Source organism: Acinetobacter sp. V89_4 (assembly GCF_029967875.1).
GTDB lineage: Bacteria > Pseudomonadota > Gammaproteobacteria > Pseudomonadales > Moraxellaceae > Acinetobacter > Acinetobacter oleivorans.
Window position 1 is genome coordinate 327,048 of sequence record NZ_JASCAI010000001.1, and the last position, 16,012, is coordinate 343,059.

The window sequence follows — 16,012 nt, forward strand, 5'->3', positions numbered from 1 at the left end:
GAGCCTGGGTCAGCTCTCTTTTTATCTTATTAGATGTTATTTACAACTAAAGTTTTCAGCTTTTTCGCTATCACCTTGACCATTGTAACGGGCAATCAGTGGGTAAGGGCAAAGTGGGCGGGTGCGGTCTGGTGCCCAATCTTGTGGAAGCTCAGTATTTACCTGATCACTTGGGTTACCTGCGCCGCGTGCGGTCGCAATGATTTTTTCAGGTGATTGACCATATTCAACCCAGTTAACTAAAGCAGTCAATGCATCAAATTGGTCGGTCGCAATCCCATCACGGGTATGGTTCATGCCCGGAACTCTAAAGAAACGTGCAAATTCAGGTGCTGTACCTTTTGCATCATTTTTATAGTGTTGGAGTAGTTGATCGTACCAATTTTGGGTGTCATCCACAGAGAAAACACCATCGGCTGTGCCTTGTACCACAATCATTTTTCCACCGTGATTACGGAGTTTATCTAGATTAAGTTCATCGGGTGGCATCATGAATGACATCGAACTTTCTGTGTACACATTATTGGTTGCCGAGAGTTTTGGATAGTCGGTATCGAAGTTAAAATTAAAGGCAAATTGTCTAGAGTTTCGAGTCACGGTTGGGTCAGGTGGGACTTGAAAAAGAATGCCTACTGCAACTGGGTCACGCGCTGTTCCCACCGAAGATTCGAATTTCCAGCTTGCCCAGTTGCTTCCCACTAAGCCAGGATCGAAAGGCTGGGTTGCATAGAGGGCTTGCCCAGCAGAAGTTACAGGACCGCGGTAAATATTGGCTAATACATCAATTTGTTGGGTACTTAGGCATGTACCATCTCTTGTGCTTGAGCAAACGGGTACATCTTTGTGAATATCAAAAGCAGTACGGCAAGCTTCGACATCTTGCACCAAGCCATCTGCAACACCGTCTAAAGCATCGCATCGATCTAAAATCGCTTTTGCTAATACTTTACGCTCTGAAAGAGTAAGTGCGGTGCTTAGATCATTTTCATCTGTTGCGACACGGCGAAGCTGTTGTGCTGTGTAGAGTTGAGCCGCGGCTGCACGAGGTAGGTGAAAACCTGGTGTACTTGCTAAAATTCCATCATATTGGTCGCCCAAACGGGTTGCAGCAATCATGGCATGACGCCCACCGTTAGATGTGCCGCCTGCATAGGAGCGGTCTGGCAATTTACCATATGCGGCTTTAATTAGGTTTTTTGCCATAGGCGTGAGTTTGGTAATCGCACCGTAGCCATAGTTGATTCTGGCTTGAGGGTCTAAACCAAACATTGGATTTTGTGAAGCATTATGTCCAGCATCGGAGGAAATAACCGCAAAACCATCATGTAGAGCATTGGTGAGTGGTCCACCGCTACCAACCTGACCTGTTGCAGGGACTAAATTACCATCGGTTCCACCATTGCCTTGATAGAGAAAACGGCCATTCCAGTCTATTGGTAAGCGCATTTCAAAACCAATTTGATAGGTTTGTCCATCGACAGGGCTTATGCGTTGATCCATATAACCTTTAACCAAACAATGAGCGCCAATCGGTTTATTGGCGACAGTCAAGGTGCCTGCCTCTTGAAGAGTGGAGGAGCTAATGACCGTATTGTTGTATTGAAATCCGAGTAAGTCCGTACAGCTTCCTGTCATTTTTAAACCCACAGCAGGAGATAACTGCGGTGGTTTGGTTGTTGAGGGAACCGTTGTGTCATCATTATCACTTCCACAGCCTGCCAAAGCACCAAGCATGGCAAGCACTAAAGCGGAGTGGGTCAAAATTCGTTTATTGTTGGTGTAATTCATTATTCATATCCTTATTGAATGAATGGTCGCAATTAATCTAAAACCAGAAAATTAGCTGTGCTTCGTGCAATCATTTTGTTGTTTTGCCAAGCTTCACTTTCGAGATTCAGTACAGTTTTGCCTTGTTTAATGAATCGGCATTTCGTAATGACTTCTCCCACAACACAGGGCCTCAAAAAATCCATCGTTAAGTTAATGGTGGTAGCGGGTTTATGGTCATTGGCGAGAAAGGCAAAAAGTCCCATCACATCGTCAAGCATGGCGCAGATCATGCCGCCTTCAACGGTGCCGCGTGGATTGGTAAAGCTTTCTAGCGCCGTGTAGTGGATGGTGAGTTCAGTGTTCTTGTCATTCCAATGGATATTATGTCCACCCAAATGGTGATGAATGGGGGGTAAGTGTTCTAAATTTTTTTGATCCATAGTTAAGGGTCCATCCTTTTTGTTGGTGTTATAAAAATTATTATTTCAGGGTATAGGCATCATAAATAACCGCTTTGCCCAAACGCATTGCACTACCTACCGCAACGGTCTGGTTAAGCCATGAGTATTTAGGTGAGCTGGTTTCAAACTGCATGGTAATTTTGAAATAGTAATTTTTCGGGTCGACATCTTTACCTTGAGCAAGCTGTTTTAGTGTTTCTGCCGAGCCATGTCGGTAACCTTTGGTTTGAAGATAAATGAGTGCACCGTCATCGGTTTCTAACAAATATCGTGTATCAATAATGGCCAGCCCTTTACTGTCGACGATTTGCCAATCTGCGCCATTATTTAAAATGCGGCCCTTAAGTGATTTCCCTTCAAATGTCCCACCTGTAATGGGAATAATTCGGCGTTTACCTGCGTCACTGGTTGTGCCTAATTCCCAAACAGGCGCATTTAAATCAACACTGAATTTTGCTAAAGGTTCAAGCTGAATAGGTGGCGGGCTATATTGTGTTTCGGCATGAGTCAGGCTAATGAGACAAATTCCGCAGAGTAGCGTTACAACTTTCTTCATGATGAATTTTCCGAAATAAAAAGAGGTTCTATGTGTGACAGAACCTCTTGTTTTGAATTATTTAAATTTCCATGTGTAGTCGATGTTGATGCGGGTTTCGTTGACAGGTTTGATGTTGGCTGTAGAGAGCATGTTGTTGTCATAAATGGCATAGCGCGCGCGTAGCCCTAGATTTTTTAACCAGCCACTTTGAATGGTGTAGCCTAAATCAAAGTCTGTTTCGCGTTCTTTTAAATTGTTTCCGCCTAAGTTAGGTGCATAAATATTGTGACCTGTGGTGTAACGAGTCATAAAACGTAAACCCGGTACATAATCTTTAAAGTCATATTCATAACGGAAGCTATAGGCTTTTTCTTTTGGGTTTAAAAACTCACCTGGCCATGTGTCAATGAGAAGCCCAGTTTCACCTCCAGTCAAATAAGGAAATGCGGTGTCGCCGTGATGTTGGAAGGTTCCAAAAATAAATTTATGGTTTTGATGTTTGAGTTCGAAATGCGCATGATAAAGGTCATTATCGACTAAGCCTGCTTTTGCTTGTCCATCATCTCGGCTGCGGTAGTAACGTAATTGAGAGCTAAGATTGGTGGTGTCATTAATTTTATGTTGGTGTAAGGCACCCACCATGGTTTGGTTATAAAGATCATCGACATCCATATAAAAAGCGGTGAGCTTGAGTGCGGGATTAAACTGATAGTTTCCACCTAAATAATAGAGTCCATCCGTTTCAGCACTTTTAAAGCGTCCATTTACGCCTGAAATTTTAATTTTTTCATAGTTGGTCGAATCACGATGATTCACTTTATCGAGGTAGGCTGCCTGTAAATCAAAATCTTTAATATCTTTACTGGTCAGTGAAATTCCTCGATAGGTTTGAGGAAGCAAACGAGCAGGTGAAGCTACTAAAACTGGGTTCATCGGCATTAGCGTACCAATACGTAGCTCAGTCTGGCTCATTTTCGCTTTTGCTGTGACCCCAATTTCCCCATAAGAGTCAGCAGGTTCATTGGTACGCGTGTCTCTAGGTAAGTTTCCTGTACCGCCATGCTCTGCGTCGGCATCGAGTTTAAAACCCGCCGTTGCAAGTACATCCAGTCCAAAACCAACAGTCCCTTCGGTATAACCTGAATTGGCTTTAAGAATAAAACCTTGTGTCCAGTCCTTGGCAGCAGGGTAAGCAGATTGCTCTCGATAGTCGCGGTCAAAATAGAAATTTCGTGTGGTGAGTTCTACTGAACTGTTGTCAATAAAATTGCCAGCCCACACTGAACCAGAGAGCATGAGGGTAGAGTACATCCATAATTTCGACATAGCATTTCTTCCTGAAATAACATTTTTTTGTTTTAAACAAGACATAGTTGTTGTGTCTGTCTTGTTTGGTTTTAAATCGAATTATTTTCCGAGCAGTTCTCGGGCCACGATTTCTTTCATAATTTCATTGGTTCCCCCATAAATTTTTTGTACCCGTGCATCCACAAAAAAGCGTGAAATCGGGTATTCCTGCATGTAACCGTAGCCACCAAAAAGCTGAAGTAATTGATCAATCACTTCACATTGGACATCGGTAATAAAGTACTTCAGTGCGGCAACTTGAGTGACGCTTAACAGGTGTTGTTGATACAGCGCTGCACATTGATCTACAAAGGCTTGTGCGGCTTTTGCTTTGATTTGAGCGTTTGCGAGCACAAAGCGTGTGTTTTGCATTCGACTTAACGGTTGTCCGAAAGCTTTACGTTCCAAAACATAGTCTTTAGTAATTTCAATGGCGCCTAAAATTGACCCCAATGCCATCATTGAAATGCTTAAACGTTCGCGAGGTAACTCTTGCATTAAATAAGCAAAGCCTTGTCCTTCTTTACCTAAACGCTGAGTTGTAGGTACATAAACATCATCAAAAAATAGTTCGGCTGTATCTTGAGCATGTAGCCCGATTTTTTGTAATGAACGGCCTTTTTTAACGCCATCTAAAGCGGCATCGACTAGTAAAATCGAAATGCCTTTTGCTTTAGCTTGAGGATCAGTTTTCGCTACTAAAACGATCAGGTCTGCATGCAAGCCATTTGAAATAAACGTTTTTGAACCATTCACACGATATTGGTCATTTTCTAAAATTGCCTGAGTGCGTATAGCCTGTAAGTCTGAACCAGCATTGGCCTCTGTCATGGCAATTGCAGTGACGACTTCACCTGTCACCATTTTCGGCAACCAATAACGTTTTTGCTCTTCGGATCCAATATTTTGCAGGTAAGGAGAGACCAACTCATTTTGCCCGCCAATGGCAACCGCTAAAGATGCAAAACCAGCTTGAGCAGTTTCTTGAACCAACATGAGTGAGTAGTGCACAGGAGCGCCATAGCCGCCATATTCTTCGGGTACATCGACGCACAAAAAGCCATTCTCCCCAAGACGAAGCCATAGATCACGTGGGATAAGGCCATCGTGTTCCCACTGTTCATAATACGGGGCAACCTGTTCTTTTAAGAACCTGCGATAGCTATCCCGAAATAGTTCAAATTCTGTATCATGTGGCATGTTGAACCTTTTTTAGGCAAAAGTGAGGCTGTAGCTCAAACCGAAATTTGAGCTTTCTTTTCTATTTCAATTACTTATTGCTTTAAGGTGGGCACCCGAATAATCAGCGGGTTATCAGTCTGCTTTTGATAAAGTTCATCAATTAAAGCTGCACGACGCTTGGTAATACTGCTTTGATTGAGGTTGCCTTTATCGGTCACTTCGCCTGCATCGAGTTGAGGTGGTTCGATCATTAAATAAAGCATTGAGACTGTATTTGAGCTGCCAGTCGCATCTTTATTAAAGGTCGTTAAAAATTGGCGGAACCATTGCTGGACTTTAGGATGTTGTAGTATCTCTGTTGCAGAATGTTCACCAAGCTTAAGACCTGCATATTGAGCACACGCTTCTAATTTTGGAAAAATCAGAAAACCAACAGCATTCAGGTTTGAACCTGTAATACAAACATCTTGAATGAGTAAATTACCTTGAATGAGCACTTTGTTGCGTAATGTGCCAACATTCACAAAAGTGCCTGTATTGAGTTTAAAGTCTTCAGCAATTCGTCCATCGTACATCAGTCCTTTGGTTGGATCATTGATGTCGACTAAACGAACGGCATCGCCTGTATGGAAAAAGCCTTCATCATCGAAAATAGTACTTTGTTGGTCTGCCTTTAAACGCCAATAGCCTTTCATGACATGTTTGCCACGAACACAAAACTCAAGTTTGTCACCGCATGGAACCAACTTGATTTCGCATCCGGGAGCAGGGTATCCAATAAAGCCAGCCATCACACGTGGGCCAGTGGTAAAAGCGCAAGATGGGGCAGTTTCAGTCATGCCCAATCCGCTCATAATGCGAATTTTTTCTCCGCAATGTTGCTGAGCAATTTTATCGAGTCTGTTCCAGCCCGCTTCTGAAAGTGCTGCACCTGCAAAGAATAAAATTTTAACTTTGGCAAAAAAGCGGTCTCTTAATTCTTCATCTTTTTCTAAAGCTTCGGTGAGTTCTTCCCAACCTTTTGGCACATTTAAATAAACTGTTGGAGAAATTTCTTTGAGATTACGAATGGTTTCGTCAAATTTTCCTGCAACGGGTTTGCCATCATCAATGTAAATCGTACCGCCGTTATAGAGTGCGATGCCGACATTGTGACTGCCGCCAAATGTGTGGTGCCAAGACAGCCAGTCGAGTAGGACAGGCGGCGTTTCTTCAAACTCAGGGAAAGTCTGCAATAGCATTTGCTGATTAACACACAACATTAAATGTGTGGTCGGTACAGCTTTAGGCAATTTAGTTGAACCTGATGTAAATAAGAATTTGGCAATCTGGTTTTCATCAAGGGTTTGGTAAAATTCTTGAACATTTGAAACTGGTGTATCTAACAGCGACTGAAATGATGTGCAAATCTGATCGCCCACAATTCCTTTATTGGTCACCACTTCAATATCAGGTGTAATACATGCTTGAATGGCTTTAGCAAAGGCTTGTCCATCGCTGGCATAGACCATGCCTGGGGTAAGTACTTCAAACACATGTTTGAGTTTGCCAAAGTCTTGAGAAATAAGAGAGTAGGCAGGGGAAATAGCAGAGAAAGGCACACCCGCCAGCATGGCACCCATAGAGAGTGTTAAATGTTCGAGATCATTACCACTTAAAATGATGAGTGGTCGTTCTTGGCTTAAATTACGGTCATGCAAAGCCTGAGCAATGTGCCATGCACGTTGTAAAACTTCTGCATAACTCAGTTTGACCCATTCACCTTGAGCATTGCGTTTTGCTACAAAAATATGGTCTGGTTTGGTTTGTGCAAAATGAATTAACCGATCTGTCAGTTTTTGTGGATACGGTTTTAATTGCTCTTTTGGGCTGATATAGAGCGTGTCATCTTTATGGTGATAATGAATATCATGTTGCCCTAATTTTACGAACCGTTCGCGGTCTTGTGATTGAGTGGCATTCATTTGCATTTCTTTCACTCCATGGAAAGCGCCTCACTGCGCTTTATTTTTTGCATCATGCAATTTTTATTTAATATGTTGTTGTCCGCATTACCCTGACTAAATCGGGTAATGACGTGATTGTGTTTGAATGGTAATCCAGCGTAGTTCGGTAAATTCTGCAACAGAGACTTTACTACCAAAACGTCCGTAACCACTCGATTTTGTTCCACCAAATGGCATTTGAGCTTCGTCATGTACGGTTGCGCCGTTAATGTGACAAATACCCGAATCAATTTGTTGAGCCACTTCCAGTGCTTGCGAAATATTTTGACTAAACACTGCCGAAGAAAGGCCGAACTCGCTGTCATTTGCCAGTGCTATGCCTTCTTCAATGCTTGAAAAGCGTTGAACTGTGCATACAGGTCCAAATGATTCTTCGCGGTAAAGCAGCATGTCAGGTTTAATATTGAGTACCAGCGTCGGTTGCATGGTGGTGTCTTCAATATGAATACCTAAAGGTAAGTCAGCACCTTTGTTTTGAGCATCTTCCAGCAAATGCTGAATACGCTTTGCAGCACGTCGACTTTCTAAAACACCGAGTACATTGTCTTTTGAGGTTGGATTACCTGCCCGAATAGAGCGGGTTTTTTCAATCAGTTTTTCAATAAATTGGTCGGCAATATTGTCTTGAACCAAAACACGTTCGGTCGACATACAGATTTGACCCTGATTAAAGAACGCTCCAAAAGCGACTGCATTTACGGCTTCATTAATGTCAGCTTCATTTAAAACCACGACAGGGGCCTTACCACCCAATTCAAGTAAAACAGGTTTTAAATATTTAGCAGCAGTCTCTGCAATAATTTTCCCGACTTTGGTTGAACCCGTAAAATTAATGCGTTTAACGGCTGGATGAGACACTAAGCGCTCCACGATTTGTGGTGCATCTTCAGCGGCATGCGTAATTACATTCACCACACCTTCGCCAAGACCTGCTTCATGTAACACTTCACCAATGAGACGATGTGTTGCTGGGCAGGCTTCCGATGCTTTTAACACTACCGTGTTACCACAAGCCAAAGGCATGGCAAGCGCACGTGTTGCCAAAATGACAGGGGCGTTCCAAGGTGCAATCCCTACAATCACACCGCAAGGAACTCGTACACCCATCGCAAGATTGCCAGGCACATCTGACGGAATGAGGCTTCCGTCAATTTGTGTGGTCATTGCGGCTGCCTCACGTAACATGTTGGCAGCAAGATGAACGTTAAACCCATACCATGTTGCAGTTGAACCTGTTTCTTGCATTCCAGTTTCAATGAATTGCTCGGTCTTTTGGTCCATTAAATCGGCTGCTTTTAACAAACGTAAACGGCGTTCGGTAGGCGAGAGTTTCGACCATACTTTAAAAGCTTGTTGTGCCGAATCGATTGCATGATCAACATCTTCTAATGTTGCAGCAGCAGCTTTAGTTGCCACTGATCCATCAATAGGACTGATACGCTCAAAAGTTGCCTGATTTGATGCATCAACAGATTGACCGTGAATAAGTAACTGTACATTTTGCATGGGTTGTGTCCTTACATTGCCATTAGAGAATCAAAAGTTAACCAGTACGTTTATAGCTCTGTAAACCCGGTTTAATTGATTTTTCATCTAAAAATTGTTTCAAACCTTCTTGGCGACCATTTTCTGTATCGCGGTGGATACATTGATCAAGTTTGGCGTATAAGTAGTCTTCGTTTTGATCCCAAGTCAGTTCACGACAACGCTTAAATCCATTTTTAGCGGTACGAAGAACCACAGGGTTTTTCTCAAGTAGACAGTTTGCAAGCTCAGTCACTTCTGCTTTTAATTGTTCAAGCGGTACGCTTTTATTTACAAGGCCCATAGTTTCAGCTTCTTTACCACTAAAGGTTTTACCCGTCATGATGTAGTACAAAGAGGCACGGTGACCAACAGTGTCTGCCATTGCTTTGCTTACAAGGTTACCCGGTGGGATACCCCAGTTAATTTCAGATAAACCGAAAGTTGCTTCATCTGCTGCAATTGCGAGGTCACAAGCCACTAAAGGTGAGAAACCGCCTCCAAAGCACCAGCCGTTGACCATAGCAATCGTTGGTTTTGAATACATGCGAAGAAGTTGCCACTGCCAACGGCATGAGTCACGGCGAATACGTTCTTGATAAATTTCTGGCTGAGTATCGACTTCACGGAAATATTCCTTTAAGTCCATGCCTGCTGTCCAAGAATCGCCTGCACCTGTCAACACAAGCACACGTGCATTTTGATCAAGTTCTATCGCTTCAAGTACATCAATCATTTCACGGTTGAGTGTTGGGCTCATGGCATTTTTCTTTTCTGGGCGGTTTAGTGTTACCCATGCAATTCCATCTTCAACTTTAACATCTACTGTTTCCCAGCGGTTTTCATAACTCATCTTCATACTCCTTGAATGATTTTTAGCTGTTCTGGGATTTAATTTAATATCAGTTAAACTTACATTCAAGTCTTTTTTATAAAATTTCATAAATATTTTATAATTCATTGTATTTTAAATATTAATTAATTTTATTGTTGATTTAATATAAAAATATGTTGATTTTTTAGTAAGTTTAACTGATATTTTTGGTGTGTTTAAACAATAATACACAAAGGGCTAAATGGAACGACTAGTCAATAAGGGATAACACAATGGAAAAGATATTAGGACAGTCTGCAAGGGCAAAAATCACGTTGCTATTATGCTTTGCAATAGCAATTTTTGAAGGTTTTGATCTTCAGTCAATGGGGGTAGCCGCTCCAAGAATGCGGGCTGAGTTTATGTTGGACAATGGACAGATGGCGTGGGCATTTAGTGCTGCAATTTTAGGAACACTACCAGGTGCCATATTGGGTGGTAGGTTTGCTGATATTGTCGGGCGTAAGAAAATTCTGATTTTTAGTATTTTACTTTTTGGAATTATGTCTTTGCTAACGGCTTATGCTGCTAACTTTAGTTTGCTGTTACTCATTCGTTTTTGTACTGGTTTAGGAATGGGTGGGGCACTTCCGATGATGATTACACTGGCATCTGAAGCTGTACCTGATAAATACAAAGGGACCGCAGTGAGCATTATGTATAGCGGCATTCCTTTTGGCGGATTACTCACTTCTGTGGTTGCTATGTCGTTGGCAGGCGATGCAGAGTGGCGTCATATTTTCTATATTGGTGGTATCGCGCCAATTTTACTCATTCCACTGATTATGCGCTTTTTACCCGAGTCAAATGATTATCTACAACGTAAAAGTCAAGCGCAAAAAACAACGCCATTCTTGGAAGTTTTATTTGCAAAAGAACGTCGTATGTCGACGATTCAGCTTTGGGTAAGTTTTTTCTGTACGCTCGTTGTACTGTATTTCTTGTTGAACTGGTTGCCGTTGCTAATGGGCGCGCAAGGCTTATCGAAACTTCAGGCAAACTATGTACAGATGGGCTACAACGTTGGTGGAATTTTAGGTTCAATCCTGATGGGTGTATTGCTTGATAAATTACGCATGAGCTTTGTAATTAAACTAATTTATCTCGGCATTTTATTTTCGCTTTGTTGTTTAGCAATATCCCCAACCGTTGCTTTACTTGCACTTTCGGCAGTAGGTTGTGGTTTATTCATTGTGGGCGGACAATCGGCGTTGTACGGTTTGGCTGCCATGTATTATCCAACCGAAATGCGTGGAACAGGTGTAGGTTCAGCGGTTGCGATCGGGCGTATTGGTTCTTTTGCAGGACCTTTAATGGCTGGTTTTTTACTCTCGCTTGGACAAAGCTCGACCATTGTGATTGGTTCAAGTATTCCAGTGATTTTAATTGCAGCGATCTCTGCATTACTTCTTGTCAAAAAACCTAAACAGCCTGTACATTTAGTACAAAGCTCAGGTGCTCGCTAAGTTTTAACGAAAGTATGGGGGTAGTGCCTCATACTTTCACTACAGATTTTCTTATGATGATTGAAAGGTTATGGTACGTTCGAATTCAGTTCAAAAAAAAGTAGAAGATGAGTCTAAGTTAAGTTACATGATTGCTCGTGTTGACCGAATTATTAGTAAACATTTAACAGAACATTTAAAAGAGCTTGAGATTACCTTGCCGCAATTTACTGCGCTTTCTGTTTTAGCTTCAAAAAGTAATGTATCCAATGCTAAGCTCGCTGAGCGGTCTTTCATTAAGCCGCAATCGGCCAACAAAATTTTGCAAGATTTACTGGTCAATGGCTGGATTGAGAAAAAACCAGATCCAACACATGGCCGCCGTATTTTAATTACCCTGACTGAAAGCGGTATTGAAAAGCTAAATAAATGTAATGAAGTGGTTTTAAAAGTCGAAGAAAAAATGCTTGAAGGCATTGATATTAACTTGGCTTATTTAATCCGTAATAATCTCGATATTATGGTCAATAATCTTAAAAACCTTTGATGAAAGGTAGTTTGTAAATTAATTTATTAAAAACTACAGAAATGCTTAAGCACTGATTCACACAGAAAATTTATTTCATTTTGCAAATGAACTTGCTAGCATCGAAGTGACGTTTTTGGTGATGTGTGGCAGCGAATGTCTTCAGGACAACAAGTTTTACTTAAACTAAGAAAAATGATTATTTCAGGGGAACTTGAAGGCGGTGCCAGAATTGCCGAAATTCCGACTGCCGAGTTACTTGGTGTTTCAAGGCAGCCTGTTCGTATTGCCTTTCGCTTGCTCGAGCAAGAAGGCCTCCTCATTAAAAACCCAACTCGTGGTTACACGGTTCGTGAAATTTCAGAACAACTTGTTCATGATGCGCTTGAAGTGCGTGGTGTGCTCGAAGGGTTGGCTGCGAAAACTTTGGCAGAACAAGGCTTAAGCGAAGAGCAGAAAAAGACGCTGCAACATTGCATTCAAGAAACTGAAAAACTATTTAATGATAAAGACGAGTTTGGCGATGCTGAACTAGAACGTTATCACCATTTTAACGTCATCTTTCATGACACGATTATTGAGGGCGCACAAAACGTTGCCCTCATACAAGCCTTAGCGAAAAACAATCAATTACCAATGGCTTCTGCCCAAGCCATTACCTATGACCAGAACCAAGCTTTGTCAGAATATCGCCGTTTGCACTATGCACATTTGCAGCATTGTTCGATTTTCGATGCGTTGGTACATCGTCAGGCAGGGCGTGCTGAGACTTTAATGCGTGAGCACAGTAGCGTGGTGATTTTGGGTGAAACGCTAAGAAATGTTCTCAGCGCTTAAGGTGAAATGTTCCTTTATTTCTGAATAAAGGAACTCAAGAATTAAAGCTCAATCACAAGATTTTTAGTTTTTGCACGAGAACAGCAGGGTGTAAATTGGTCGTTCAAAGCATGTTCCTCATCGGTCATAAACATATCTCGATGATCAGGCGTGCCTTCTACTACGCGGGTAATACAGGTCCCGCAAATACCTTGTTCACACGAAACAGGAATATCAAAACCATTTGCAATTAATGCCTCAGTAGCAGTCTGCTCTGGTAATACTTCAATTCGACGGCCCGTACCTTTAACTTCAATGGTAAAAGCTTCATCGTTGGACTTATCTATCTTTTGAGCGACAAAATGCTCTTGATGTAACTGTTCGCTATGCCAATCTGTTTGTTCAGCCGAGCTCATGACAAACTGCATAAACCCTGTTGGTCCACATACATATAAGTGTTTATCAGGTGAAGCTTGGCCTAAAACCTCTGCCATATTACATTCGGTATCTGGCTGATCTTGAATATGAAAATGAACTTGGTCACCAAAGTGCTCGGTTAAGTTGCCATAGAAAGCAATCATTTCATGACTACGAACAAAGTAGTGCAATTCGAAAGGAATATTGGCCGACTTAAGTCGATACGCCATCGATAAAATAGGGGTAATACCAATACCACCTGCAAATAAAACTGCCTGTTTTGTCTGAGGGTGAATCTCAAATAAATTACGTGGTTCACCAATCTTTAAATGATCGCCTTCACGATATTCAGTGTGGATGCAACGTGAACCACCGCGTGAATTGGCATCATGTAAAACACCAATCACATAGCGATGCTTTTCAGTGCAGCAGTTTGAAAGTGAATATTGGCGGGTGAGACCGTTTTTAAGATGCACATCAATATGTGCACCTGCCTCAAAATTCGGTAGCGCTGTGCCATTTGCCGCGACCAACTCAAAAGCACGAATGGTTGGGGTGAGCTGGTGAATTTTCTGAATAATAACGTCCATGTTTATACTCCTTTAAATAATCCGAATGTTTGGGAACTTCTGAGCGGACGTTTCAGGAGGTGTTTTATTTTCTTCGGCAAGTAGTCGCTCAATCACCTTACGAGACTGTACACCGCCTGCGTCGATGTTGAGCATGAGTAACTTGCGATGTGGATTGTTTAAAATATTTTGCTGCTGTTGCTCAAGCATTTCTAAATCTTCAGTAAAGATTTTGCCTTGGCCTTCACGAATTTGATCGGTGAGTTCAGCATTGTCAGGTTGGAAGTTACGTGCCATTCCCCAGAAATACCAGTGCGAGGTTTCGGTTTCTGGCGTAATAAAATCGACCACGATTGAGGAAACTTTTTTGTCTTTTGGTGCGTGATAACCACCATGTCCAGCATGCGCTACACCTACTTCAATGTGGACATTACTTGGCGCAAAGAAGTGGCAACGTTGCCAACGGTCAACAGGTACATTATCCGCCAAGTGATTACCGCGAAGCGCCATTTGCCAAAATGGAGGTGCAATCACATTTTCCATGTAGCGTTCGGTAATGACATGATCACCATCAACTTTAGTGACTGGTAATGATTCATCAATTTCTTTTTGCCCAATACTGCTTGAGTGAACATAGGTTTCGTGGGTTAAATCCATTAGGTTGTCGATCATTAGGCGATAGTCGCACTGAATGTGAAACAAGCCTCCGCCATAGCTCCATTCAGGATGATCTGCCCATTCTAAAGTTGGCAGTTTTGCTTCATCTGCTAAAGCTTTCTCGCCTGGCCATATCCAAATAAAACCGAACTTTTCGACAACTGCATATGCTTTGTTGCAAGGGAAACCGTTTACACGTTGAGCTGGCATTGAGACGGTCTTTCCGTCACAGCCCATAACTAAGCCATGATAGCCACACACAAGGTTGCCATCTTCTACATAGCCAAGTGAAAGCGGGGCACCGCGATGGGGACAAAAATCTTCAACGGCTGCAACTTGATTTTCTTTGCCACGGTAAAAAACAATTTTTTCACCACAGATGGTGCGACCTAATGGTTTGTCTTGGATTTCTTCTGGACGGCAGGCAACATACCAAGCATTTTTAATAAACATTGTGACGACTCCTTATCACTTATTGGATCCAATTTATAATAAATAAAAATATTGGTCAATTGATAAGCAGTATATTTTTTAAAAAATATTGATCTTTAGGTTTGGTTTTTTGTAGATTTTTAATTGCTATTAAAGACTTTTGTATTTACTTTGAATTTTAGAGGCTAAATTTTCATTCATCTTAATTTGGATCCATAATGGCCGTGGTTAAGCCATTATGGAGAGTGAGAGTTAGAAATTAACCGTGTAGTGAAGCATCATGCGCTGTTCATCTAGACTTTTGCCATGTTTGGTATCGTAATTAATATTTAAGAACAGAAACTTAAGATTTTTAATCCAAGCATTTAGGTCGTACTGAATCAACACATCACTTTCTTGCTCAAAATCATTTTGATTCATGGTTTGAAATGAATCGCCATAAATATATTTATAGGTCACTTTTAGACCCTTGATATAGTCTTTAAAGTCATACGAGGCAACGAAATGATACGACTTTTCATCTGCTTTGGTAAACGCACCTAAGGTCCAGTTCACCATATGGGGGATGGGCATATTGTCGAGTTTTGGAATACCATCTTTGCCAAAGTTTTCTTGATAGCCAATTCCAGTTGTAAAGTTGCCATGTTTGATAAAATGCATAGCGCCTACGGATGTATTGTCATATTCTCCAAGTTTTGATTTGCCGACATCATCGTGGCGAAACACACGTAATTTTGTAGTGTGCTGTTTTGTCCATTGATAATCAAAAGCAAAGTAACTTTGATTGATGAGATCTGTTAAATAACCATTATAAAATTTCCAATGATATTGAGGCGTTTTCCCATCCCACTGGAAAAAGTAAAGCCCATCAGATTCATGTTTTGAGATGGCAAGTTTGTGGTAGTCCTCCTCATTTTTTGGCGAATAACGGTTAATCAAACCTAGCTCGAAATTTTGTTGTGGTGTCTTATATTTTAATTCCAAGCCTTTATAGTTCACCCGTAATTGATGTGTATCCACTTGTGGTGTAAGTGGTGAATCGGGAGTGATTTCACCTACATTCATGCGAAAGTTTTGATATTCAACTCCAGCACCTAATCCATATTTAACTTGGTCTTGCGCTTGTTTCTTGGTGTTAGGGTCAAAGGGTATGACCATATCATTGGTGTGTTGGTCGTTACTTAGGCGATAAGCATATTGGATGCTTGGATTGAGGTGTAGTTGAACCTCATTAAGTTTGGTTGACCAGTCGCCACGATAAATTAAGCCTTGGCTCAAGCTATGAGTATCGGGGCTAATGCCATTTTCATATTGTCTGTCGAAGTTAAATGTTTTGAGTGTGAGTGTATTTTGAAAATTAACATCTGCTTCACTATGAGCTAAACAGCAGGCAAGGGGTATCCCTGAGAAGAAAATCCCATAAATAAAAATATGCTTCATTTTTAAAT

General features: G+C 41.5%; 14 protein-coding genes. 3 read left to right on the top strand and 11 right to left on the bottom strand.

The genetic code is table 11. The annotated features are described in order from the left end of the window. Nucleotides 1-36: 36 nt before the first annotated feature. The 8 genes from QLG01_RS01560 to QLG01_RS01595 form a co-directional block, all read right to left on the bottom strand. Nucleotides 37-1,788, bottom strand: a complete 1,752-nt coding sequence (locus QLG01_RS01560; RefSeq protein ID WP_282495678.1) for a tannase/feruloyl esterase family alpha/beta hydrolase — start codon at nt 1,786-1,788, stop codon at nt 37-39. A 32-nt stretch (nt 1,789-1,820) separates the two neighbouring features. After that, on the bottom strand, nt 1,821-2,210 hold the full coding sequence (locus QLG01_RS01565; RefSeq protein ID WP_282495679.1) for a PaaI family thioesterase: 390 nt from the start codon (nt 2,208-2,210) through the stop codon (nt 1,821-1,823). A gap of 40 nt (nt 2,211-2,250) precedes the next feature. Further along, a complete protein-coding gene (locus QLG01_RS01570; protein ID WP_065087103.1) occupies nt 2,251-2,787 on the bottom strand; it encodes a DUF3237 domain-containing protein in 537 nt (178 codons plus the stop codon). A gap of 57 nt (nt 2,788-2,844) precedes the next feature. Next, nucleotides 2,845-4,095, bottom strand: coding sequence for an OprD family porin (locus QLG01_RS01575; RefSeq protein ID WP_282495680.1), 1,251 nt, complete (start codon nt 4,093-4,095; stop codon nt 2,845-2,847). Between the two features lie 81 nt (nt 4,096-4,176). Beyond that, complete coding sequence (locus QLG01_RS01580; protein WP_282495681.1) at nt 4,177-5,316, bottom strand: acyl-CoA dehydrogenase family protein; 1,140 nt, start codon at nt 5,314-5,316, stop codon at nt 4,177-4,179. 74 nt (nt 5,317-5,390) lie between these two features. Beyond that, nucleotides 5,391-7,277: a feruloyl-CoA synthase gene (locus QLG01_RS01585; RefSeq protein ID WP_282495682.1), complete on the bottom strand. Its 1,887-nt coding sequence runs from the start codon at nt 7,275-7,277 to the stop codon at nt 5,391-5,393. Between the two features lie 81 nt (nt 7,278-7,358). Next, nucleotides 7,359-8,810, bottom strand: coding sequence for an aldehyde dehydrogenase (locus tag QLG01_RS01590; protein ID WP_282495683.1), 1,452 nt, complete (start codon nt 8,808-8,810; stop codon nt 7,359-7,361). Nucleotides 8,811-8,847: 37 nt separating this feature from the next. Continuing rightward, nucleotides 8,848-9,687, bottom strand: coding sequence for a p-hydroxycinnamoyl CoA hydratase/lyase (locus QLG01_RS01595; protein WP_171056853.1), 840 nt, complete (start codon nt 9,685-9,687; stop codon nt 8,848-8,850). A 248-nt stretch (nt 9,688-9,935) separates the two neighbouring features. On the opposite strand from QLG01_RS01595, the gene mhpT reads away from it, so the two are divergent. From mhpT to QLG01_RS01610, 3 genes are all read left to right on the top strand, one after another. Next, nucleotides 9,936-11,168, top strand: a complete 1,233-nt coding sequence (gene mhpT / locus QLG01_RS01600) for a 3-(3-hydroxy-phenyl)propionate transporter MhpT (protein WP_282495684.1) — start codon at nt 9,936-9,938, stop codon at nt 11,166-11,168. 70 nt (nt 11,169-11,238) lie between these two features. Then, complete coding sequence (locus tag QLG01_RS01605) at nt 11,239-11,694, top strand: MarR family transcriptional regulator (protein ID WP_282495685.1); 456 nt, start codon at nt 11,239-11,241, stop codon at nt 11,692-11,694. A gap of 123 nt (nt 11,695-11,817) precedes the next feature. Continuing rightward, nucleotides 11,818-12,510 (top strand): GntR family transcriptional regulator, encoded by a 693-nt coding sequence (locus QLG01_RS01610; protein WP_077162611.1) that lies wholly within the window; start codon nt 11,818-11,820, stop codon nt 12,508-12,510. A 41-nt stretch (nt 12,511-12,551) separates the two neighbouring features. Here QLG01_RS01610 and QLG01_RS01615 read toward each other — a convergent pair whose 3' ends face one another. From QLG01_RS01615 to QLG01_RS01625, 3 genes are all read right to left on the bottom strand, one after another. Next, complete coding sequence (locus tag QLG01_RS01615; RefSeq protein ID WP_282495686.1) at nt 12,552-13,496, bottom strand: PDR/VanB family oxidoreductase; 945 nt, start codon at nt 13,494-13,496, stop codon at nt 12,552-12,554. Between the two features lie 12 nt (nt 13,497-13,508). Then, nucleotides 13,509-14,585, bottom strand: coding sequence for an aromatic ring-hydroxylating dioxygenase subunit alpha (locus QLG01_RS01620; RefSeq protein ID WP_282495687.1), 1,077 nt, complete (start codon nt 14,583-14,585; stop codon nt 13,509-13,511). A 231-nt stretch (nt 14,586-14,816) separates the two neighbouring features. Further along, nucleotides 14,817-16,004 carry an OprD family outer membrane porin gene (locus QLG01_RS01625; RefSeq protein ID WP_282495688.1) on the bottom strand — a complete coding sequence of 396 codons (1,188 nt, stop codon included), beginning with the start codon at nt 16,002-16,004 and terminating at the stop codon, nt 14,817-14,819. Nucleotides 16,005-16,012 lie beyond the last annotated feature (8 nt).